Raw genomic sequence first — 23,175 nt, forward strand, 5'->3', positions numbered from 1 at the left:
GGCAAAATTAATGTTTATTTCCAGATTATAGCCCCATCATATGCTCTACGTTCATTTTATTTTTGTCTGTTTAATCAGTTCGTTTTGAAAGCTGTCTTGAGATCAGTAAATTGAATACCATGCAGATGCCGATTAAAAGAAATATCAGGAGGAAGCTTCCCAGGTGTTGCAAAATCATGGTACAACACATGGCACTGAAATTCAGAATTACAGTTAGCATAACAATTTTATCCGGTTTAAAACCGAGGTCTTCCAGCCGGTGGTGAATATGATTCCGGTCACCAAGAAAAGGTGATTTTTTCTTTAAAATACGAACGGTAAATATGCGGAGTGAATCAAAAATCGGAACAATTAAAATAGATACAGCAATGGCTGGTGCCGAATAAAACGCTGGTGTATTCAGGCCTGTAAACTTATTTAACTCTATAAATTTAATGGCTAGTGCAGCTGTGGTTAAACCAATAATCAGTGCGCCGGTATCGCCCATAAATATTTTAGCCGGAAACCAGTTATACCTTAAAAAGCCGGCAAGGGCACCTGCCAGGGCAAAAGCAATAAATGCATAAGGCAACTCATCCATGATGGCAAAGCAGATACCAAAGCTCAGACTGGCCAGGATGCCAATGGTACCTGCCAGGCCATCAATCCCGTCAATCAGATTAAAGGCATTGTTTAAAAAAATAATCAGGATGATGGAAAATATTCCCCCGCCCAGGTAATTGATTTCATTGATTCCTAATACACCATACAGACTGGTAAGCCGGAAACCACCAAAAAAAACAAGTATGGCGGCAACAACCAATTGCAGCAAAAATTTTGTACTGGTATTGATACCATAAACATCATCTTTTAGGCCCAGGCCCGCCAGGATAATACAGGAAACAATTAAATAATTAGCCTCCTCAAAATTGATCAATGCGGAGAACAATAAGGTACAGATAGTAAAAATAGAAACGATTGACAATCCACCCAGCCTTGATATATTTTCTGCATGATTTTTACGATGCAGATCGCTCACATCAAAAAGTTTATATTTCAGTGAAGCATGAATGATAGAAGGAATACTCAATATGACCAGGAGCAGTGCCAATAAAAATATTGCACAATAGAATACTTCTGGAGCAGTTATTAAAAAATTTTTGAACAAAACGGGGAACTATTTTAACAAATATAGCCAATGATTGTAGACAATCCTGTTCTTTTTGTTCTTTACGGGTAATCATATCATTTACTTTACAATAACTTAACCGCTATACCGTAATAATTGCCGGGTTGAAACTTAATTTTTTAATATATCACATAAAATTTGTTTTTAATTTTGATTACAGGCGCAAAGATTACAGGTATTGAATAATTTTAGATACTTTTTTCCGCCATAATACCATTAATGGATTCGGGATTCTATTTCTTTTTAAAGCTTTATAATCATTCTTCAATGCCGCCATTAAATTCATTAAATTTTTATTGCTAACCCCTCCGGTCCTCATATTCACCATCAGCATTGGCAGGTAAACGGCTTTTAACTGGTGAACAAAAAAATACCGCAGGATGAGATCATAATCTGCGGCAGTACCCAAGTCAAGTGCATAATGTCCATACCGGAGAAAAAGTTCTTTTTTGATGTACAATGTAGGATGAGCCGGCATCCAGCCTTTTGCAATATCTTTTTCATCAGCCTGTTTCGATTTCCATCTTCTTAAAACCTGGTTATTAACCGGTTTAATATAATGAAGATCGCCATAAATGGCATCTATTTCAGGATTTTCGGAAAACTTCGCAGCTACATGTTTAATCACATGACGGTCAGCCAGCATATCGTCAGCATTTAAAATACCGATTACTGTTCCTGATGCCATCTGAATACCTTTATTTATGGCATCATATAATCCACGATCAGGTTCAGAAATAAAATGTTTTACAGCATATTGATAGGTTTCAATAATCTGAAGGCTTCCATCTGTTGATCCGCCATCTACGATAATATATTCAATATCGGGATAAGATTGATTGACAATTGATGCAATACACTCTTTCAGATAAGCCTCCCCGTTATAAATGACCGTGATAATGGATATTTTCATTTTTAAATGGCAGAAGCCTTTTACTTATGGTTAAAAAAGATATTCCTGCGGTAAATATAAATAATAAGGGAATAAAATCATCAATTGGGCATGCCTGGTAATAGGTACCTTTTTTACCGGCTTTACCATGACCAACGCAACCAGCAGAAGGCATTGACATATCCAGTGTCCAGGCACAATTGGCTTCAGGATAAATTTCACCTGGCGTGTTTGAAAATGTTCCGCCTGGCGGATTACTCTGATGAGTAAGCAATTCCGGATATCCGGGAACAAGACAGCCATATTCAGCAAAAACGAAAAACGGGATAAGATAAAGAGGGATGATTAAACATAACTTTTTCATAAGCCATTGGATTAATCATACACGAATGTAAGAAAAAAAATCAATACCTAAATATTAGGTATAATCAAAAATTCATTCTTTTTATAATTAAGTTTAAACTTTAAGGTAACGAATCATATTTTATTTTGCTTACCCCACCTAGTCTTATCATTTTAGAAGCCATAACGATTATTGGCTAAGGCATTGGAATATCTCTACCATAATCTTTTATATAATGAATTGCATTTTTTATTTCACAATCACTTAGTGTGTCCATTCGGTTTGTCTTGAATGCTCCCTTCATACTATAGTTACCGTTATGTCTTTTGATAAAAACAAAATTTACAAGTTTTGAACTGTCCATAGTCGCAAGCTCATCAAATGATAGTATGTTATTTAACCTTCCACCTCTCCTGATATGGCAATTATAGCAACTGAGGTTAGAAATTATTTGCCTGGCATCATAGGCATCATACCTGCAAGAATCTGGCAAGCTATTTTTTTTTTGTGCTTTTATGTTTATTTTGTTTTCATTTAAGCAAGCAACAAATAAAAAAAATAGAATGCTACCTAAACTTAGCTTTATTGTATTTGAAACCATTCGTTGTATCTTTTAAAAATCTGCTCAATAAATTTAAGGTGTTATAATTTAAGTTTGTATATGAATAGGTACCTTTTGTCATATCACTAATATTTCGCATAAGAAAATTCATCATATCTCCTCTTTCATTATCAGATATATTATAACTAGTGTTATCTCCTAAATGGTACATTAATCGGCCCTTTTTACTAACATCTTCAATGTCCCCCAAACCTAGCGTATGAAAAAACTCGTGTACACCTATATATTTATTTTTCCTCCATTCATTGTAACTTACAACTGCTGGCCCTCCATCTCTTTGGGCAAGTCCCCCTGAATTGTGCTTTTTCCCATATTGATCAGTAAACTGATAGCCAATACTATCTACTACAGCCAATACAAAATCATTTCCCTTTAATTGACTTAGCATATTTATCTGCACAACACTAGCATTACAACTAAAATTATAGCGGATAGAATATGTATGATTTTTTCGAAAATTAAATGACTTAGTTGATGAATTATATTCAAAATAAATAACGCCACTCTTATACCCGCCGCCCCTTAATTTGGAGGTTATCACCTGCTGGGTAAAAGTCATCAGGCTGTTTAAATTAGGCGCACCACCCGTAGTGAGATCAAGCACTTTTAAGGTAATGGTGAAATCGCCATATAGCATTAACTCACCACTACCATTATCACTAATGCTAAGGTTTTTGGCTACAATTCCTCCAGATAAGGGTTGATTTTGCAGCAATGAAATTTTGGTTTTAAATAAGTCAATTAAGTCATCAGCCATCATGAGTACAATATACCCTTATAAATATAGCCATAAATCATACAAACAACAAAATAGTGCTTACAGGTTAATTTGAAATTATTGATGGCTTATTAGATAAATGATTATCCTATTGCCTGATCAATCTTTATCCTAATTGCTTTCCCTACCCATGGAATTTACCAAAAGGTATGTCGGTTTAAATTAAATTTCTGGTGATTTTTCCCTTGATTATATATAGCGAAGTGATGTTGCTTTTTTCGATGATGGTATCGCCTTTAAAGTTGGGGTTGGATGAACGCAAAATCAGTTTATTCCGGTCGGTATGTTCATAAATCATTTTGATGCTCCGCAGGTAGTTGGCTTTCGCATCAGCCATCACCACATAAGCTTCTCCCCATTGCAGCACATCGTAATTTGTTACTTCACGAACAGCAATAATTTCACCGGATGCATATCTGGGATACATGCTGTCGCCGTAAACCGGAAGATAGGCTGTACAATCGTTAAAAGGTTTATAATTTACAAAATACTCCGCCTTTTCTTCCATCAAAATCAGGGTATCGGTATCTGATAAACTGATATCATAATAAGGTACACCTTCCTTAATTTCAGAAATTACCGGACCGATTTTCTTTACTGCTTCCCCTACGCCGGTTTCCAGCCATTCAATGTTGATATTTAACTTAAAATTCAGCCTATCTTTAATAGCGTTAGAAATTCCAGTACGCCCGCGTAATATATCAGAGAGTGAACCATCCTTAATATTTAATGCCGCAGCAAAATCTCTCTGGGTTTTGAAACCCAATATATCCATTAATAATTTAAGGCGATCCAGTTCATTCATAATTAAAAATGTTGATAAGTTTACCTAAAACTATTTAGAGTAACTTATTTTTTTAATATTTTTGTTATACCTCACGCAAGATAAATAAATTTTAAATTAAAAATAAGCTCATGAAAAGTATCGAAATTAATATGCATCCTACCTTCGCATTTTATAAAAGATTTTTCGAACTCAAAAGTGTTTCCAATTACCTGTATTTTATGGATGAATGGATGGAACTCATGCTATCAGATTACTCATCTGAACAAAAGTATGCACCTGCCGATTTACTTTTTTTCTACCGGCTCCTGGTTGAACTTTATGAAATTTCATTTGCAACAAATAAGGAAGTATCTGCAGTAAAAGACTTCATCAGTAAGCACAGCAGTGTAACGGAAGATTTGCTCGAATATGAAACATATTGTTACTTTTTCAATAGCCGTTATTTAACAGCTGAGGAACTGATGCAGCCGCTTAAAACACTGAACTTTCTTTATGATGAAGACCAATTATTTAAATACAAAAATTTTCTGTTCGAATGGCTCAGCTACTCATTGGAGCAAGGCATCGCTGATGGTTTTGACTTTTCCATTTATTCGCTTTATCGCAACACCAAGAGGTTAATTGAAGCCAGCTGGCTAATTTATGAACGGTTATTGAGGGCATTAGAAAGGCCGTCCACCGTAATTAAAATCAATCACTTTCAGGATACCTGCCCTACCTTACTGAGAAATGAATACCTAAAAAATCCCTATCATCAAATTATTCAGTTTTTTAGAGAAGGAAGCCTGGGCAGTTACCGCGATCAGCTCAAAGCATGGTTTAAAGCGGTTATAGCAAACAACCTGACAATGGCACCACCGGATTTTATATACCTGCATGACCAGCTGACCAGGCTTCTGGAAGCCTGTTACCTTATTTCAGCCTATCAAATTCCGGTTTCAACGCCTACTTCAGCTTCGGCGCAACCCCATCTCTTTTCCAGTTGGCTTGCCCTGCAGAACATCATCCATACCTCGCCGGAAGAGAACGATCCTTATGCCATTTTAACATTGCAGGAAGATGAAAAGACCAGCCCCCTTGATGTCTTCCACCCAATACTCACCCTTGAAAACATTTTTAACATCAGAGAAGACTTAAAAGAATGGAGTTATTGCGGTTCAAAGGCAGGCCATATTGCGCCAGCTACAGGCAGTGCCTTTAATTTATACGAAATATTGATCAAAATCATGGAACTTGCTTTATTACTGGTTGCGGTTGATGAAGACAAGTTATACTTACATTTTCACAATGAAACATTTATAAACCGATAAGATGAACTTCAACGCCTTGGAAACGAACAGAACCCTTGCTGCTTTTACTCAAAAGCAGTTTACGCATCTGCTGGAACTCATCACCAGTCTGATTCCGCTGGCCTATATTTTCCAGCGCAGGGCCGATGCAGGGGGCATCACTTTAATTATGGTTTTAGACCGCTTTCAATACCAACCGAGTGATGTCACCAGAAACATGCTGGAATTTATTGCCCTGGCCAAGATTAATATAGAAATCAGGTATTTCCATTATGGAACCATGCACGATATGTTAGCGCGTGGCAATATATTTTATTCCAGCTATTGCCGTCGCGAGCATTGCATCTATCAATCTGCCCCGCAATATGAATTGATTGAAACCCCTGCATGTACATTATCCGAAATCCGGGAACAGTCTGCCTTGGTCATTCATCATGGACTAGAAAAGGCCAAAAGTTTTCAGGAAGGTGCATCAGTATATTTTAAGGAAGGTAAATTCCAGCTGTCAGCTTTTATGCTTCATCAGGTGTGCGAGCAAATGTTTAAGCTCATCATCAATTTATCTGAAGAGAAAATGTGCAAAAGTCATCAGTTAGTATTATTGCAGCAAACAGCTGGTTTTTATGTTCCTGAAATCAGGAATATATTTGATATAAGAAAAAGCAAAGAATTGAATTGGCTGGAGTTATTGCAAAGCGCTTATCTTGGTGCACGCTATGATGATCATTACGAAATCAGGCCTAAACAGGTTATTTACCTCCAGGAGAAAATTGCTTTCATGCTGGAAAAACTAGGGCAAAAATTACAGGCTTGCTAATCATGAAGCAATAAAATAAATCTACTACAGGATTTTCCTACTCCTGATCATAAACACCCCAAAAGCACTAGCTACGGCAGCCAGTGGAAAAGTATAATCATCCAGGTTGCAGTATACAAATGATTTGGTTACGATAAACCCATCAAGAGCTGTACCATTACAACCGGTGCCACCTATCGAAAATGCATAACCACCGGGGCAGACCCTACAGCCACCGTTCGCAGTGACCCATTTGGTCTGGCTATTATTAACACAGCTAGAGGTTTGTGGTTCGGTTGGAGAATTTTTATACGCCAATCTAGTTCCAAAAAGCAATCTTATGGTGTTATCTAAAAATCCTAAATCATCAACCGAGGTATAAACTGTAGACCCAACCTGGCATCCATTTGTTTGCGCATTAGAAATGCACGTACAGAATAGTAGTAAACAAAAACAAATAAAACCTTTCATATGCAGCGCGTTACAGCTGCAAAACTACATGGTGTTACGTTCAATATTAACGTTCATTTTATTCAATATCAAGCAGTTAAACTTATTCACTTAATGAACAGCAAAGATCTAAAATGAATGAAAATGAGTAAATGTGATATAAGAAAAAACAAAAGCTTGGCAACTTTAGCAATGTATTCAGCACATGCAGCACTTCAATTATAAAATTAAATAAATTGAAGTGCTATTGGTTACATTATTGAAATCCCCATCACACCATTATCAAAATATCCTGGTTAAATTTAAATGAGTTTTTTGCGAATAACGGGCAAAGAAATTACCCCGGTTATCATTACTAAAAAGGAAAAGTGATCATCTAAAGGAAGATTGTCAGGACGTGTAGAAGTACACTTATTCGGATCTCTATAGGTATAGCCAACAATTGTTCCCTCGCCATCGGGTGTAGCATAACGTGATGATGCCACCACACATTCATGCTGCCGCGATGATGGATTTCGCCTGATATCATGACTGGCAGGAACAGTTATAAATCCACCATATGGCTTTATGGATGAATTCCAAACCTGAAATTCATCATAATCATTTATGGCACCACAATCATATGACCTGCCATTTCCCTTGTTAATTGGAACTGCTGATGAAGTGCTGTATACCTCAACAACATCGCTTACATTACCATAATATGTGGCTTTACCCAAATATTGAATAGCGATACGCCCACCAAAATCGCAACCATTTCCTTTAATCTGGGCATCACACTTCAGCGTAATTATGGATAGCATTACAGTTGATAATCCAATTAACTGATGCTTTAAACTAATATATTGATAGAAATGATTTAATCGTTGATAGGATAGTTTGATCATTAACACCAACTGTTGCGTGATACTAAGAAATGAGGACATCAAAATAAATATTAAAGCGTATTACTTATTTTACAAAAATATTCAAAACAAAACTATTAGCCAAATAAACAAGTCTCCATAAGTATTGTTTTTAAAATCAAAAAAAGTAGGTTTTTATTTAAAAAACCCAGTCATTTTACTTTAAACGAATATTTTTTAATATATCACTCAACAATTTGTACTCCAAAAACATTGACCATTGTCAATCTTAAAATTTTCAATAACAAAAAAACAGGGTATTCTTATTCTTATCTTGACTATGCAAATTAACCATATAAAAAAAAGTGAATTTATACTACACAATTACTGCTATAAAGGTTAAAAAAGGAAGTACTGATTTGAAAAAATAATTTAAGCCGAAAAAGCCATATTGATTTTCAGGTACATTTATTTTCACGCTGCACCTTGCTGGATAACATTTAAATAAAAAGCTCAGATACTATAGCAAGAGTTATCGGCAGAAAAATACACTATCGATGCTTTTCACCTGCAACTTGTGCTAAAAACATTTTAAATTGTATTTTTATCCTAATTTTACATTTCAGCAAATACACCACACTTAGCCTTATGCCATATCTGAAATCGCATCTCCATTTTCTATTGATCAGCTTAATCATGGCCAGCCTTTTTGGTTGTGGGGCACGCAAAGAGCGTACTTTGTTTAATGCCCCTTCAGATATTGTGACTGACACCATTAAACAGGTATATGTAGTAAATGACCAGGGCATTAGCGATGCTTATTATAAAATCAAAGTAAATGACCAGCTCGCCGTTCGTAATGTTCAGAATTTTGAATTTGGTGCAACAACCAATAGTAGCTCAGCTACTGGTTCGGCGAATCAGAATGCATCCGGAGGCGGTATCCAGAATGTACTTTCTTATCCGGTAGATTTGGATGGCAAAGTGAATTTACCTGCCATTGGAAAAGTTGAAGTAGCTGGCTTAAGCAGAAGGGAAGCAGCCATTAAAATCCAGGACATTTATAAAAATAAATTATTGAAGGAACCTATTATAGAACTTAGTGTGGTAAACCTTAAAGTTACCTTGCTGGGTGAGTTTGGGAAGCAGGGTAATTTTCTGCTGGAACGCGACAATACCACGCTAATTGATATTATAGGAGAAGCCGGTGGAATCAGTAAAACAGCAGATCCGAAAACCCTGAAAATTATCCGCGGCGACAGAACGCATCCTGAAATTATTTACGTTAATCTTAATGATATTAATAGCTTGGCCAGTAAAAAGCTGATCCTTCAAAATCATGACATTATTGTATTGCAACCTACTAAAAGCGCAGCCACGAGTGATAAACTTCAGAGTTTAAATAATATTTTGCAGCCATTGTTAGTGGTGGTGAATTTAGCTGTGCTTATTTTTACAGTAACCAGGTAAGTGTTCTTTAGTCTTTAGTCTTTAGTCTTTAGTCTTTAGTCTTTAGTCTTTAGTTAAAACACAGATTCCAGTTCATGGTTTTGATCAATTGCTGGCATGCTTTAAAATAATTCTACTGATGACTATAGAGAACTATTCATCTGACATTCGAAATCAGTGAATCCTTGTTGAATACCTTTTTTCATTATCGCTGGAAGTACAAACGGGCAGAGACTTTTCAAAATGAAACTCAAAACATTTCCAATTAAATCATCTCTTTTTCAAAATTGATTTTATCTTTATACTTTAATTGATTGTTCCCAAACTTCAAAATCAAAAAACATTGACAGAGTTAGTGCAAGAGAAAAAGGCTGTTAGCCAGAGTATTGATTTTTATAAAATATTCAGGGTATTTTTAAGCCGTTGGTACTGGATTACCGGAACAGTTGCCCTTGCGCTCTTCGGTGCCTGGCTTTATTTATGGTATACTCCACCTATTTATCAAACAGGCGCATCTCTTAAATTGGAAGACAGTAATCCCAATCTCGGAACAAATGCCGGTATCGTTGCCTCACAAAACTACAATTACACGGATAAAATCCAGGCAGAAAGTTTTACTATCCGCAGTAATGAAGTGATTGCCAATGCCGTAAAAACACTGGATTACAAAATCAGCTATTACCTTAAAGGCCGTGTACGTACCACAGAACTGTATCCCAATGTTCCGTTTGTGATTGAAATCCTCAAGCAGGATAGCGTAAATTTCAGTCGCTCACTTTATACCGTAACAGGCAAAGACGAACAGCATTTTGAACTTTCTACTGCTGATAATGAAGATAAAAAGACCACTTATCAGTATAATGCGATAATCAATATTGGCAATATGTCTTTCCGGATTAAGGATAAAATACCGGTAAAGAGTACCTATCAATTTAAATTTAACAGTCAGGAAGATTTTATTGGCCGTGCGATGGGTGGTTTAAATATCGGCGAAGCGGCACGTTTCACAAATGTAATGGGCTTGAATCAAACAGATGGAAATGCCGTTTTCGCTGCTGATATTCTGAATGCCATCATGAAAGCGTATGTAAAATATGATGTGATCCAAAGGAGACGATCAGCCAGACAGACAGTTGATTTCATCAATAGCCAACTGGGCTTCATTGATACTGCAGCAGGAAAATCAGGCAGTACCCTCGCCAGTTATAAAGCTAGAAACAACATGCTGGATGTCAGTTCTTCTACTTCCATGACGGTAGGAAAACTATCTGATTTTGAAAAGCAAAAAACCGAGCTCAACCTGAAACAGTTAGGTATCAGGCAACTTCAGGAACAGGTTAACAGCAATAAATCGAAGATTGAAATCGGTATGGATCTTGATGGGGAGATCAATTCAGGCATGGGTACCCTGGTTACGCAGCTCAATAACCTGCTCGCCAGCCGGGAAGCAAAACTCAGCCAGTTTAATAATGATTCACAGCCCGTCAGGCAAATTGAACAACAAATTTCAAACGTGAAGGCCGGCATCAGAAACGCTGTGGCTGGTATGCTTCGCAAGAATGAGCAAACCATTCGTTACATAGATAGCCAGATTGCCGGTGTAACGCAAAAAATGAGTACCATACCGCAGAAAGAACAAAACTTTGTAAAACTGCAAACCAATTTTGAAGTCAACAATAAAGTCCGTTCTTATCTTTCCGAAAAAAAGCTGGAGGCAGAAATGAATGCAGCCGCCATAGTACCGGGTGCATCCATCGTCAACCCTGCTTATCCATCTTATTATGCTATTTCGCCAAACAGCAGCAAAGCCTATACCACTGCACTGATGTTAGGCCTGGCATCTGGTTTTGGCTTAATCTTGCTGGTACGGTTCCTCAATCCTTATATTTACGATAAGGAAACGGTTGAAGGCTTAACCCATACACCCATTATTGGCGTTATCCGTAAGTTCCCCGATTATATTGACCAGGACAGCAGACAGGCTTTATCGCTTTCGAAACCAAAATCGGTATTTGCTGAATCGGTTCGCTCCGTGCGGACAAACCTCAGCTTTCTGGCCAGTCATAAAGAAAGTAAAGTCATTTGCATCACTTCAGAAGTTTCGGGTGAAGGAAAATCATTTGTAACCATTAACCTGGCCGGAACCCTTGCCCTGATTGACAAGCGCATTATCCTTATAGCTGCCGATTTAAGACGTTCCAAGCTGCATAAGGCATTCGGCAATGACAATAAGAAAGGATTAAGTTCCCTGTTGTCTGGCCAGGCTAGCCTGGAAGAGGTGATTAGTCACGATGAAGTGCACCATATCGATTTTATCCCTTCAGGTCCAGTACCACCTAACCCTTCAGAACTCCTTCACTCCACTACAATGAAAGAACTATTGTTAAAACTGGAACAACAATATGATTATGTTTTGGTGGATACGGCACCTGTAGGATTGGTATCAGATGCGATTCCGTTAATCAGAAATGCTGATATTAATTTATTTGTTATCCGTTCCGGTGTTTCACAGCAAAGAGCTGCCAATATCCCTGAGCGTTTATCAAGAGAATATGGCTTAAGCAACCTGGCCATTATCCTTAACGCCTTTGGTGACGATGCCCTGTATGCAAATTATTATACCACCGATTATTCACGCGGAGGGGGCAACAGCACTTATTATTATTCTGATTATAGTGGTTATTCCGGATCGGGTTATTATGATGATGAAAACCGCAAATGGTGGATGTTCTGGAAAAAGAAGTAATGGCTTTTGGCGTAAACAATTTTAGGGGTCAATTTTCGGATTTATACTAAAAAAATTTCACCACTCAGGTTTCAAAAAAAATGATGATACATCCCTTTCCTATCGAGAAAAAGCTGAAAGGCAGATTGAAACTTATCACGGCATTTAATTTCAGACATGATCGACAATAATTACCGGTGGTATCCTGTTTATACACGCTCAAGAGCAGAAAAAAAAGCATACGAAGAACTAATCCGGAAAGGAATTAATGCTTACCTTCCGCTCAGGAAAACCCTGAAACAATGGAGCGACCGTAAGAAATGGGTTGAAGAACCCCTCCTGAAGTCATATCTCTTTGTCTATATTTCCAGTAAGGAATACGCAGCAGTAATGATGACCAATGGCATTGCCAGATTCCTCTATTTTTCAGGACATATCGCTGATATGCCCAGCCAGCAAATTGAACATTTAAAATTATTACTGGCAACGGAACAAGACCTGGAGGTATTTGATCATGACATTAAACCAGGGCAGAAGGTATGGGTTAAAGCCGGACCGTTTAAAGATATGGCAGGAGAGCTGGTTTCGATTCATAACAAACAACGCATCATATTACGCCTGGATAATATCGGTTATTCCATCGAAATCAATACCTCACTGGCATTTGTAGCACCTTTGTAATTCTGGAAATACATATTTAACAGAAATCTGTTGCTTTCATTTAAATGAGAATAAAATTGCTTGTAAATACTTCTTTGCAAGTACCCGGTTTTCGCACAGATTTAGCATATTTGGGCTTAAAGCCTGTGGGGTAAATGAAAAGATTAAGGTCAATCATTAATAGAAAAACACAAAAGGATTAATAGTTAACCTCCTTATTGATTAGTTTTGCAAAGGGTAAACCTTTTGGAATTGAAACTCCGGGCATCAGATTTAAATATACTCATCAGTTCATTTTTTTAAGAAAATGTGACTGAAGGGGCGAAGCTGTGCCAGGCCGGCATCAAATGACTTCAATCCATCAAAAAATAACTTTGAAATATCTGGTCTGGATAAAACCAGGAGCATAAAAATTGGGGCGTGTGTAGAATTGCGGGTGTCATAGATAAAAAAGCATATCCTGATCAACTCAGACAGGATGTACAGCAGATGTGCAATGTTATGCGCCATGGTGGACCTGATGATGAAGGATTTTACACTGATGAGGCTGGAGGTTTAGGCTTTGGCCATCGCAGACTGGCCCTTATTGACCTCACTGCCGGCGGACACCAGCCTATGTTCGGACCGGAAGAAAAATTAGTCATCACCTTCAATGGCGAAATCTATAATTTTCCGGAATTGAAGAAAGAATTGTCCGCAGCGGGCTACCCCTTCCATACCCAGAGTGATACTGAAGTAATCCTGGCCGCTTATCAAGCCTGGGGTGTAAATGGTTTTAGGAAACTTAACGGGATGTTTGCTTTTGCACTGTATGACCGCTCCAAACAATTCAGTTACCTGGTTCGGGATCAATCAGGCATTAAACCCCTGTATTACGCCATTCAAAATCACCGGCTGATCTTTTCATCTGAAGTAAAAGCCTTTAAAGAAACCTGTTATCCATTTATTGAAAATAAGGACTGGAAAATTTATTTCCTGGCTTTTGGACATATCCCCCAACCTTTTACAACGTTGCAGGATGTATTTTCATTAAAACCCGGGCATTATCTGAAATGGGATCATCAGCAACAGCTTCATGAAATCATTTCTTTTGAACAAAGCCCCCCTTCCCCATCCGTAACGTCTTCCTTAGAGGCTGCGGCCGACTTGGGTAAAAGCCTTGAGGCGGCAGTTCATCGCCATCTGATTGCCGACGCCCCCATTGGGGTATTTTTGAGTGGCGGCATAGATTCCAGTATCATTACCCTGCTCGCCAATCAACACACGGGTAAACACCTCCAAAGCTTATCTGTCAATTTTACGGATCAGGCTTTCTCTGAAGAAAAATATCAAAAAATCATTACCGCAAAAACTAGTGGCATTCATCGCACTTACCTGGTTGAAGCACAGGATTTTGATGCAGACTTTGAAAAAATTATGGGGGCAATGGATCAGCCTACCAATGATGGCATCAATTCGTGGTTTGTAAATAAATATGCCAAAGAAAATGGCTTAAAGGCTGTTTTATCCGGAGTTGGTGCTGATGAACTGCTTGGCGGATACCCGTCATTCAGCAGAATGAAGATCATCAATATATTAAAAAAAACACCTCGTTTTCTCTTAAGGTTATGTAACCAGCTGCCTTCAGAAAAACTGAAAAGAATATATTACCTCAGCTACCGGAATCCGATTGGAGAATATCTTTTTCTCAGGGGATTTTTTACTCCGGAAACCATCGCCCGAATATTAAATATCGAAAAAAAAGAAATTGATCAGTTGTTTGAAAACTTTCCTATGGATGAAGAAATAAATGCTTTAAGTGGTGCAGAAAGGATTTCATGGCTGGAGACCCGTATTTTTATGCAAAACCAATTGTTAAAAGATACCGACTTTATGAGCATGAGCCACGGAGTAGAAGTCCGCGTACCTTTCCTTGATCAGCATTTCTTAGAAACCATCAATAGCATCGCTACCCCGCAACGCTTTCATGCAGAAAAGAAAGGTTTGTTAATCCAGGCGTTTAAAAAAATCCTGCCTGAAGCAATATGGAAACGGCCTAAAATGGGTTTCAGTTTTCCGCTTCAACAGTGGTTTATACAAGGCGGACAGATTACAAATGAACAGATTTATGCCGATCATGATTTCGCCAGGCACCTGATGGAAAGATTTAAATCCGGAAAGATACATTGGTCTAAAGCCTTTGCGCTCTACCAGGTATGTAAAAAGGGTTAAGGGATAGTCAGAATGGGAAATAGCGGATTGAAAAGTGAAAAGGTGTTATTTTTAAGTTTACATACTTTCAGCCTAACAGGTGGAATAGAAAAGGTATGCCGGTGCATCAGTAAAATTCTTAGTGATTTAAACATCACAAAAAATAATACGCATCAGCTAATAAGTCTCTACGATGATCAGCCGGATCTGCGTTATGTAAACACCGGAGATTTTAAAGGCTTACGTGGAAAACGTTTAGCCTTTCTGCTCAATACCATCAGATTAGGCCGCAAGGCAAACACCATCCTGCTCAGTCACATTAATCTTTTACTATTTGCCTGGATCCTGAAAAAAATTCAGCCGCAAAAGCGAATCATTCTGCTGGCCCATGGTATTGAAATTTGGGAGAAACTGCCTAAATGGAAAACAACGTTTCTTCGTAAACACACAGAAATTTGGGCAGTCAGCCACTTTACGGCACAACAGATCGAAAAAACACATCAATTAAATCCATCAATGATTAAGGTACTCCCTAATGGCCTGGATCCATTCTTTCCTATACCAACCCATTTTCAAAAACCAGGTAAACTGCTTCAACAGTATCAGCTTTCCACATCCAATAAAATACTTTTTACCTTAACCCGTCTTTCTTCACATGAACAATATAAGGGTTATGATCAGGTGATTCTGGCATTAAAAAATCTGCCTGAAGAAGTGGTTTATGTTTTGGCAGGTAAAGCCGATGATACGGAAAAGAAAAGGGTATTGACCTTAATTGAACAGCATCACCTGACCCATAGGGTAATACTCACTGGTTTTCTCGAAGAAACAGCTTTGCAGGATTATTTCCTGCTGTCCGATTTATTTGTCATGCCCAGCCAGGGTGAAGGTTTTGGGATTGCTTTCATAGAAGCGGCCGCCTGTGGTCGGTTTTCCATCGCCGGAAATGCTGATGGTAGCCGGAACGCCCTCCTGAACGGGAAACTTGGCTGCTTTGTTGATCCGCATCATATACATGAAATTGAAACAGCCATTTCTAAACAACTGGAAGATTCAAAATCCACTACTGATGCCTCGGGCTTACAGCAAGCCTGTTTAAATGCTTTTAACTTTGAACAATACAGAATAAACTTTCTTAATCTATTATCCAATTAGATGAATCCTGACTACCAATTTTACACAGTTTTATCTGTTTATGGAGCATAAAGAAGAGTACAGCTGGACCATTGAAGCAAAAGCTTCGCTTTTTGACCTGAAGTTTGGTGAGATCTGGGCGTATCGCGATTTATTGTGGCTGCTGGTGCGTCGCGATTTTGTTTCCTTTTACAAACAGACCATTTTAGGTCCGCTATGGTTTTTCATTCAACCCTTGTTTACCACCATTATTTTTACTTTTATTTTCGGTAACCTGGCGGGCATATCCACCGATGGACTGCCTAAACCTTTGTTCTACATGGCCGGCATTACCGCCTGGAATTATTTTGCAGATTGTTTGACTAAAACATCTACCGTATTTAAAGATAACGCCGGTATTTTCGGAAAGGTATATTTCCCCAGATTGATCATGCCGCTCAGCATTGTGGTGAGCAACCTGGTGCGTTTTGGTGTACAAATGTTGCTATTTATGCTGATGATGGCCTATTACCATTTTACGGGTGCGGCCTTCCATATCACCTGGGCGATTTGGCTCTTTCCTGTTATAGTGGTGCTGATGGCTTTACTGGGATTAGGTACCGGCATGATGATCTCAGCCATGACAACCAAATACCGCGACCTGGCTTTCCTGGTCACCTTTGGCGTGCAGCTTTTAATGTATGCCACCACTGTGATTTATCCGCTATCAGAAGCTTTAAATAAATATCCTGACTATGCCTGGATCATTGAATATAACCCCATGACACCCATTATTGAAACCTTCCGGTACGGATTTCTGGGTGAAGGAAGCTTTAGCTGGGGAAGTTTAGGCTATGCTACCGGCCTTACCGCTACCCTGCTCCTTTTCGGCGTGGTCATTTTCAATAAAGTAGAACGGAATTTTGTGGATACGGTTTAGGAGGGGAAGTGGGTTAGATGGTTAGAATTTTGACTAATATTATATTAAGTGATCATCCTTTATTTATTAATTCGTCTATAATAAAGATGACGCACGTTTATTTAGTGGAGAAACTGGAAGTTTGGACATGATCAATGTTGTTCAGAAAAGACATTTCTAACTGACTAAAAAATTTCCAAAAGAAGAGACTTTTGGCCTGACCAGTCAGATCGAAAGATCAGTGAACAGTATGGGAGTATGCTTAGCTGAAAGATCCGGGAAGATTGCATTTGAACAGAAGACTCATTGCACCAAAAGGGCCTATTCTACTACGCTTGAAACCTTAAATCATTTCATTGGGTTTACCTTTTGTTTACCCTTTCTCTACCCCTTGTTAACCCTTAGTCAACCCTTTGGTAACTCTTTGGTAACCCTTTGTTAACCCCCTGCTTACCCTTTGGTTACCCGCAAGGTAAAGCAGGAGTAACCAGGCAGTAATGAAATGGCAATGATTTAGCCCGTTTATATTAACTTAGTCAGGAGAATTATATATTGTACAGAGATCAGATAGAAAATATTATCCTTAAACTTACCCATCTGTGAAATTCACAGCTCAATGGTAAGAACTGACATTTGTACATCACTAATCTAAATTAATCAACATATACGCTAACACCCATCTCTTGTTGTCACACATCGCCATAAAAGTAGAAAACCTCAGTAAAGCTTACCAGTTAGGTCAAATCGGTACCGGCACCATCAGCCGGGATCTGGAACGCTGGTATGCCAGGATGCGTGGAAAAGAAGATCCCTTCCTGCGAATCGGGGAAAGCAACAACCAGCACACAAAAAGTGAAAGCGATATCGTTTGGAGTCTGAAAGACATTAATTTCGAGATTGAAAAAGGCGATGCTGTTGGTATTATTGGCCGTAATGGCGCTGGAAAGAGTACACTCCTTAAAATTTTAAGCAAAGTTACAGCCCCCACGACCGGAAAAATTTCAGGTAAAGGCCGGATTGCCAGTTTGCTGGAAGTAGGAACGGGATTCCATCCGGAGCTATCTGGCCGGGAAAATATATTCCTGAATGGAGCTATCCTGGGCATGCGTAAAAGGGAAATCCAGCGCAAACTGGATGAAATTGTCGATTTCGCCGGAATTGAACGCTACCTGGATACGCCTGTGAAACGGTATTCATCCGGCATGTACGTGCGACTGGCCTTTGCCGTGGCCGCACACCTGGAATCTGAAATCCTGATAGTAGACGAGGTACTGGCTGTGGGTGATGCAGAATTTCAGAAAAAGTGTTTAGGCAAGATGGGCGAAGTAAGCAAGGGTGAAGGACGGACGGTGCTGTTTGTGAGCCATAATATGGAAAGCATCCAAAAATTATGTGATAAAGGATTACTGTTATCAAATGGTCAATCTCAATATTATGGACAGATTAAAAATGTAATTGAGCATTATTTAAAGCGAAATGAGAAAATATCACAAAGATTTTTCGAGCCTTCTTTGGGACGCGTTGCAAATGTCCTGTCAGTAGAATTGAAGAATAATCAAACTAGGCTCGCTTCTGAAATATGTATTGCTGAAAGCTGGACGGTAAACTTCAATTTTAATGTTAGTGAAGACATAAAAGGCCTTATCTGTGCTATTGGGATTGTAAGTGTTTCTGGAATTCCGATAAAAACGACCTGGCATGAACCTTTAGATTTAAAACAAGGAAATTATAAAGCTGAGTTTTTAGAGGATTACACCCATTTGGCTTTAGGAACTTATTTTGTTCATGTTGGATTGTCAAGAGGTAATGAAAGTATTCAATATATTGAAGAAGCTATACAATTTGAAGTTGTTATAGGAAATTCGGACTTGAATAAGAATGTATTAAAATTCAATGCAAATACTGGGATAATCCTAAATCAACTCAAATCTTCTGTGTACAAAAATGATTAAAACGATCTATAGAAAATTATTTAAGCGTAAGCCTGATCAAAGTTTGGACTGGTTTAAGGAACAATTCTCACTTTTTAAAGAAAAGACAAAGGAAGTAAGATTTGATGTAGTGAAGATGACTTATATCCATGTTTAAATGACAGTACCGAAAGTACCGGTTTCGATGCGCATTACATTTATCATCCAGCATGGGCAGCCAGAATTTTAAAAGAGATTAATCCAGTTAAGCATATTGATATATCTTCAACATTGCATTTTTGCTCCATTATTTCAGCTTTTATTCCTGTAGAATTTTATGATTATCGGCCTGCTGATCTCAATCTGAGTAACCTTTTAAGTCAAAAAGCAGATTTAACTCAGCTTTTTTTTGAATCTAATAGCATAGAATGCTTATCCTGTATGCATACCATCGAACATATTGGCTTAGGCAGATATGGCGATCCTATTGATCCGGATGGGGATTTAAAAGCAATAAATGAAATTAAAAGAGTAGTCAAAAAGGGTGGATCAATACTATTTGTAATTCCTGTTGGTAAATCTAAAATTATGTTTAATGCCCATCGAATCTACGATCCAAAAATGATACTGGATTATTTTAGCGGCTTCGAACTCAGAAAATTTTCTCTGGTAACAGATCAAAACGATTTTATTGATCAGGCAGAAATAACTGAGGGTGCTGCCCAGACTTATGGATGCGGATGCTTTTGGTTCATTAAAAAATAATGATTATTGTAAAACTACAAGGCGGTTTAGGCAACCAGATGTTTCAGTATGCGGCTGCCAGAACTTTATCTAATTCTGGAAAAGTATACCTGGATTTTTCTTTTCTGCTTCAAAACAACATTACAACCGATTCATTTACAGCTCGTGGTTTTGAACTGGGCATTTTTAAAAGAACGAAGACACGTATTTCAAACCCCTATTTTATCAGATTGATTCGTTCAAAGAGAAGGATTTTTAAAACGCTTTCACCAAGATACCAGGAAGTAAAAGATGAAAACATTTTTGATTTTCTGAATAACAATTCATCAAACGTCTACTTAGACGGTTATTTTCAAAACCCACTCATTTTTCGAGACATCCGGAATATTTTAATGGATGAATTTACATTTCCTGAATTATCAAAACTGTCAAAAGAAATTGAATTAAATATTTTATCAACTACAAATCCTGTCGCTATACATATCCGTAGAGGAGATTATACCAAGCCAGAAATTCAGAGTTACCATGGAATACTACCTCTAAATTATTATAAACAAGGCATTGAACGTATTAAGTCCAAAGTAGAAAACCCAATATTTTATATTTTCTCTGATGATGCTAACTGGTGCAAAGAGAATTTTTCTTTTATTGAGAATAGTACCATTGTAAGTAACCTTGAGCCTTGGGAAGATATGTATTTGATGACGGCTTGTCAACATCACATCATTGCAAATAGTACTTTTAGCTGGTGGGGTGCCTGGTTATCAACGAACAAAAAGCAGATTAATATTGCACCTAAGAATTGGTTCAAAGATCCTCAACTCAACCTTGTATATCAAAATATAATCCCTAAAAATTGGATAAAACTATAATTGGAAAATCAATTCCTACTATATCTGTTATTATGCCCGTTTATAACGCGGCTAATTACCTTAATGAGTCTATTAAGAGTATCTTAGACCAAACATTTGCTGATTTTGAATTTCTCATATTTGACGATGCTTCTACTGATAATTCAAAGGAAATTATTCGGTCATTCAAAGATGAACGGATTATTCTTTACGAGTCGAGCATAAATACAGGATATTTAACTCATTTGAACCGCGGAATTGAGATAGCGCATGGAGCATATATCGCAAGAATGGATGCTGATGACATTTCTCATCCCGAAAGATTTCAAATGCAAATTAACGCCTTTCTGGAGGATGAAACTTTAGGCGTTTGTGGAACAAACTATCAAACATTTGGAGAACGGGAAAAAGAAGTAGTCCATCCTGGTGAGCACCGTGAAATTTTCAGTTCATTGCTTATTGGTTCATATATTGCACATCCTTCCGTGATGTTTCGGAAATCATTAATTCAAAGCAACAAAATACATTATGAACCAGCATATTATACGGCAGAAGACTATGAACTATGGACTAGGCTTGCCTTTCTAACCCGATTTAAGAACATTCAACGTCCTTTACTTAAGTATCGAATACAGCCAAATCAAATCAGCCAATCAAAAGTGAGTTTACAAAAGGAACTAGCCAATATTATTTCCTTGAACTTCTTTCATCATCTGTGTCTGATTCTTATCGGAAGTAAAGCCGCGGATATGAAATTTGGACATGTGTTCTTTAAATTTTTAATTAAATATGAAAGATCGATCAGAAAAGCTAATGAGAAACAAAAGTTGGTTAATGCCGATCATTTGGATAAAGCTATTTCGCGTTATTACAAACTAAACATCATTTCTCAGCTTAAATATAATCCATCTACACTTTTCGAGTCAATAGGGAGTTCTTTTTTTAATCGTTTAAGTAACAGAGAGCGAACTAAATTTATAGTAAAAAACCTAATATTTTATCGGCGCGAAAGATTTATTAAAATTAAATCATTTCTAACAGAAAGATATATTCAAATGTTAGTTAAACTCTTTCAGTTGAAAATCCTAAATTATTATAGAATTCCTATTATAATAAATAATTTTAATCGTCTTGCATATTTAAAGATTTTACTGGATGGACTAAAAAGTCGTGGATACCATAATATTATCATATTAGATAATCAGTCTACTTACCAGCCTTTATTAGACTTTTATAGCAATAATAAGCAAATCAAGGTTATCCGGTTGAGCAAAAACTTAGGACATCTTGCCTTAAACCAACTTCCATCGCTTTACAATAAAATTAAATATAATTTTTTTGTCTATACTGACCCTGATCTAGAAATTATAAAAGAATGTCCTGATAACTTTATTGAAGTTTTCTTTAAATCCTTAAATAGAAAGCAAAATTATAATAAGATTGGATTTGGACTTAAAATAGACGATTTACCTGACCATTACGAGAATAAACAAAAAGTGATTCAATGGGAGAGAAAATTCACATTATATCCATTAAGTAGTCTTGAATTTGATGCAAACATAGATACAACTTTTAGCTTGCATAAACCATTTTCACTTGTAGGAGTCGGATATCAATATAAATGTATGAGAACAAATTTCCCATATTTAATGAGGCATTTGCCATGGTATGAAAATACTAACAAAAAATCTGCTGAACAAATATATTATGATAATACTGCCGGGATATCTTCTTCATGGCATTCAAGTAAAATTAAAATATATGACCCCAACCTATGATCTCGATAATAATTTGTTCAAGAAATCAAAGTCTGTTAAATGATATACAGATAAATATTTCACAGACTATCGGAACTAATTATGAAATAATAGCACAAAAAAGCCCGAACGGTGAAATGGGGATAGCGAAGGCATATAATTTGTCGGGTGCCAAAGCTAAATATCCTTATCTGGTTTTCGTTCATGAAGATGTACAATTTCATTCTGAAAATTGGGGTCAGAAAGTTATTAAGCACTTGGAAAATGAGGCAACTGGTCTGATTGGTGTAGTTGGCACTAAAATTAAGACTTCAGCCCCATCAGGCGCATGGTTGAATAATTCTTTACTTGACAGATTTTTTATGATTCAAAGGAATCCATCAGGAGATAACTATATTAAATATGCAAATCCATTAAACGAAGAAATTTCAGAGGTAAAGATTTTAGACGGTTTGTTTTTATGTTGCAGAAAAAATGTATGGAAAGAAAATAAATTTGATGAATTGAATTTTAATAACTTTCACGGCTACGACATCGATTTTTCACTTCAGATTCAACAGCTATATAAATTATATGTTGTATATGATATTGAACTGGAGCACTTTTCTAATGGTGGAAATTCCAAAGCCTGGATAGTGGCCATGATTAAAATCACTAAGAAGTGGAATAATGTCCTGCCAACCTACATAACTGGAATTGATGACATCTTAAGTATTGAATATAATGCAATAGATTATTACATTAAAGCACTCATTCAAAACAGATACTATTCCATCCATACAATATTAATTTATGTAAAAATGCTGTACCTTGATATATTTAATCTAAATAACCTTAAAATAATTAAATATTTCTTAAAGAATATTCATAAAAATAAGATATGAATC

General features: G+C 37.2%; 22 protein-coding genes. 14 read left to right on the forward strand and 8 right to left on the reverse strand.

Features of this window, described 5'->3' with window-relative positions; genetic code table 11:
• Positions 1–70 precede the first annotated feature (70 nt).
• The 6 genes from OQX64_RS11370 to OQX64_RS11395 all read right to left on the reverse strand — a co-directional run bounded on the left by OQX64_RS11370 (position 71) and on the right by OQX64_RS11395 (position 4,608).
• The gene (locus OQX64_RS11370) at positions 71–1,147 is read right to left on the reverse strand and encodes an MraY family glycosyltransferase (protein ID WP_088300080.1); all 1,077 of its coding nucleotides are present in this window, start codon (positions 1,145–1,147) and stop codon (positions 71–73) included.
• A gap of 190 nt (positions 1,148–1,337) precedes the next feature.
• A complete protein-coding gene (locus OQX64_RS11375; protein ID WP_265818845.1) occupies positions 1,338–2,081 on the reverse strand; it encodes a glycosyltransferase family 2 protein in 744 nt (247 codons plus the stop codon).
• The gene (locus OQX64_RS11380) at positions 2,050–2,424 is read right to left on the reverse strand and encodes a hypothetical protein (RefSeq protein ID WP_088300083.1); all 375 of its coding nucleotides are present in this window, start codon (positions 2,422–2,424) and stop codon (positions 2,050–2,052) included. The genes OQX64_RS11375 and OQX64_RS11380 overlap by 32 nt, the downstream gene beginning before the upstream one ends.
• 175 nt (positions 2,425–2,599) lie before the next feature.
• Positions 2,600–3,004 (reverse strand): hypothetical protein, encoded by a 405-nt coding sequence (locus tag OQX64_RS11385; RefSeq protein WP_265818846.1) that lies wholly within the window; start codon positions 3,002–3,004, stop codon positions 2,600–2,602.
• Entirely contained in the window at positions 2,970–3,785 is an 816-nt protein-coding gene (locus OQX64_RS11390) for a hypothetical protein (protein WP_265818847.1), read from the reverse strand. Before OQX64_RS11390 ends, OQX64_RS11385 begins: the two co-directional genes overlap by 35 nt.
• Positions 3,786–3,960: 175 nt before the next feature.
• Entirely contained in the window at positions 3,961–4,608 is a 648-nt protein-coding gene (locus OQX64_RS11395; RefSeq protein WP_265818848.1) for a LexA family transcriptional regulator, read from the reverse strand.
• A gap of 110 nt (positions 4,609–4,718) precedes the next feature.
• Between OQX64_RS11395 and OQX64_RS11400 the strand changes: the two genes are divergently transcribed.
• On the forward strand, positions 4,719–5,900 hold the full coding sequence (locus OQX64_RS11400) for a hypothetical protein (protein WP_265818849.1): 1,182 nt from the start codon (positions 4,719–4,721) through the stop codon (positions 5,898–5,900).
• A gap of 1 nt (position 5,901) precedes the next feature.
• Positions 5,902–6,696: a HEPN domain-containing protein gene (locus tag OQX64_RS11405; protein ID WP_265818850.1), complete on the forward strand. Its 795-nt coding sequence runs from the start codon at positions 5,902–5,904 to the stop codon at positions 6,694–6,696.
• A 24-nt stretch (positions 6,697–6,720) separates the two neighbouring features.
• On the opposite strand, the gene OQX64_RS11410 is transcribed toward OQX64_RS11405, so the two are convergent.
• Positions 6,721–6,993: a hypothetical protein gene (locus tag OQX64_RS11410; protein WP_265818851.1), complete on the reverse strand. Its 273-nt coding sequence runs from the start codon at positions 6,991–6,993 to the stop codon at positions 6,721–6,723.
• Between the two features lie 434 nt (positions 6,994–7,427).
• On the reverse strand, positions 7,428–8,051 hold the full coding sequence (locus OQX64_RS11415; RefSeq protein ID WP_265818852.1) for a hypothetical protein: 624 nt from the start codon (positions 8,049–8,051) through the stop codon (positions 7,428–7,430).
• Positions 8,052–8,666: 615 nt separating this feature from the next.
• Between OQX64_RS11415 and OQX64_RS11420 the strand changes: the two genes are divergently transcribed.
• The 12 genes from OQX64_RS11420 (at position 8,667) to OQX64_RS11475 (ending at position 23,172) form a co-directional block, all read left to right on the forward strand.
• A complete protein-coding gene (locus OQX64_RS11420) occupies positions 8,667–9,440 on the forward strand; it encodes a polysaccharide biosynthesis/export family protein (RefSeq protein ID WP_265818853.1) in 774 nt (257 codons plus the stop codon).
• 322 nt (positions 9,441–9,762) lie between these two features.
• Positions 9,763–12,165: a GumC family protein gene (locus tag OQX64_RS11425; RefSeq protein ID WP_265818854.1), complete on the forward strand. Its 2,403-nt coding sequence runs from the start codon at positions 9,763–9,765 to the stop codon at positions 12,163–12,165.
• Between the two features lie 156 nt (positions 12,166–12,321).
• Complete coding sequence (locus OQX64_RS11430) at positions 12,322–12,825, forward strand: UpxY family transcription antiterminator (protein WP_265818855.1); 504 nt, start codon at positions 12,322–12,324, stop codon at positions 12,823–12,825.
• Between the two features lie 399 nt (positions 12,826–13,224).
• Entirely contained in the window at positions 13,225–15,015 is a 1,791-nt protein-coding gene (gene asnB, locus OQX64_RS11435) for an asparagine synthase (glutamine-hydrolyzing) (RefSeq protein ID WP_265818856.1), read from the forward strand.
• A 12-nt stretch (positions 15,016–15,027) separates the two neighbouring features.
• The gene (locus OQX64_RS11440) at positions 15,028–16,149 is read left to right on the forward strand and encodes a glycosyltransferase family 4 protein (RefSeq protein ID WP_265818857.1); all 1,122 of its coding nucleotides are present in this window, start codon (positions 15,028–15,030) and stop codon (positions 16,147–16,149) included.
• A 40-nt stretch (positions 16,150–16,189) separates the two neighbouring features.
• Complete coding sequence (locus OQX64_RS11445) at positions 16,190–17,047, forward strand: ABC transporter permease (protein WP_265818858.1); 858 nt, start codon at positions 16,190–16,192, stop codon at positions 17,045–17,047.
• A gap of 160 nt (positions 17,048–17,207) precedes the next feature.
• The gene (locus OQX64_RS22445) at positions 17,208–17,468 is read left to right on the forward strand and encodes a four helix bundle protein (RefSeq protein WP_265819050.1); all 261 of its coding nucleotides are present in this window, start codon (positions 17,208–17,210) and stop codon (positions 17,466–17,468) included.
• A gap of 241 nt (positions 17,469–17,709) precedes the next feature.
• Entirely contained in the window at positions 17,710–18,978 is a 1,269-nt protein-coding gene (locus tag OQX64_RS11455) for an ABC transporter ATP-binding protein (RefSeq protein WP_216359194.1), read from the forward strand.
• Positions 18,979–19,227: 249 nt separating this feature from the next.
• Complete coding sequence (locus tag OQX64_RS11460) at positions 19,228–19,701, forward strand: DUF268 domain-containing protein (protein ID WP_265818859.1); 474 nt, start codon at positions 19,228–19,230, stop codon at positions 19,699–19,701.
• Entirely contained in the window at positions 19,701–20,552 is an 852-nt protein-coding gene (locus OQX64_RS11465) for an alpha-1,2-fucosyltransferase (RefSeq protein WP_265818860.1), read from the forward strand. The genes OQX64_RS11460 and OQX64_RS11465 overlap by 1 nt, the downstream gene beginning before the upstream one ends.
• A complete protein-coding gene (locus OQX64_RS11470; protein ID WP_265818861.1) occupies positions 20,537–22,309 on the forward strand; it encodes a glycosyltransferase family 2 protein in 1,773 nt (590 codons plus the stop codon). The genes OQX64_RS11465 and OQX64_RS11470 overlap by 16 nt, the downstream gene beginning before the upstream one ends.
• Positions 22,306–23,172: a glycosyltransferase gene (locus tag OQX64_RS11475; RefSeq protein WP_265818862.1), complete on the forward strand. Its 867-nt coding sequence runs from the start codon at positions 22,306–22,308 to the stop codon at positions 23,170–23,172. The genes OQX64_RS11470 and OQX64_RS11475 overlap by 4 nt, the downstream gene beginning before the upstream one ends.
• The last annotated feature ends 3 nt before the right edge of the window (positions 23,173–23,175 follow it).

This window comes from Pedobacter sp. GR22-10 (assembly GCF_026239715.1).
Taxonomy (GTDB): Bacteria; Bacteroidota; Bacteroidia; order Sphingobacteriales; family Sphingobacteriaceae; genus Pedobacter.

Bases quoted from the DNA above. Each gene is read 5' to 3' on its own strand.
- OQX64_RS11375 (WP_265818845.1), bottom strand. From the start codon at position 2,081: ATGAAAATATCCATTATCACGGTCATTTATAACGGGGAGGCTTATCTG.
- OQX64_RS11380 (WP_088300083.1), bottom strand. From the start codon at position 2,424: ATGAAAAAGTTATGTTTAATCATCCCTCTTTATCTTATCCCGTTTTTC.
- OQX64_RS11385 (WP_265818846.1), bottom strand. From the start codon at position 3,004: ATGGTTTCAAATACAATAAAGCTAAGTTTAGGTAGCATTCTATTTTTT.
- OQX64_RS11390 (WP_265818847.1), bottom strand. From the start codon at position 3,785: ATGATGGCTGATGACTTAATTGACTTATTTAAAACCAAAATTTCATTG.
- OQX64_RS11395 (WP_265818848.1), bottom strand. From the start codon at position 4,608: ATGAATGAACTGGATCGCCTTAAATTATTAATGGATATATTGGGTTTC.
- OQX64_RS11400 (WP_265818849.1), top strand. From the start codon at position 4,719: ATGAAAAGTATCGAAATTAATATGCATCCTACCTTCGCATTTTATAAA.
- OQX64_RS11405 (WP_265818850.1), top strand. From the start codon at position 5,902: ATGAACTTCAACGCCTTGGAAACGAACAGAACCCTTGCTGCTTTTACT.
- OQX64_RS11415 (WP_265818852.1), bottom strand. From the start codon at position 8,051: ATGTCCTCATTTCTTAGTATCACGCAACAGTTGGTGTTAATGATCAAA.
- OQX64_RS11420 (WP_265818853.1), top strand. From the start codon at position 8,667: ATGGCCAGCCTTTTTGGTTGTGGGGCACGCAAAGAGCGTACTTTGTTT.
- OQX64_RS11430 (WP_265818855.1), top strand. From the start codon at position 12,322: ATGATCGACAATAATTACCGGTGGTATCCTGTTTATACACGCTCAAGA.
- OQX64_RS11440 (WP_265818857.1), top strand. From the start codon at position 15,028: ATGGGAAATAGCGGATTGAAAAGTGAAAAGGTGTTATTTTTAAGTTTA.
- OQX64_RS11445 (WP_265818858.1), top strand. From the start codon at position 16,190: ATGGAGCATAAAGAAGAGTACAGCTGGACCATTGAAGCAAAAGCTTCG.
- OQX64_RS11465 (WP_265818860.1), top strand. From the start codon at position 19,701: ATGATTATTGTAAAACTACAAGGCGGTTTAGGCAACCAGATGTTTCAG.
- OQX64_RS11475 (WP_265818862.1), top strand. From the start codon at position 22,306: ATGATCTCGATAATAATTTGTTCAAGAAATCAAAGTCTGTTAAATGAT.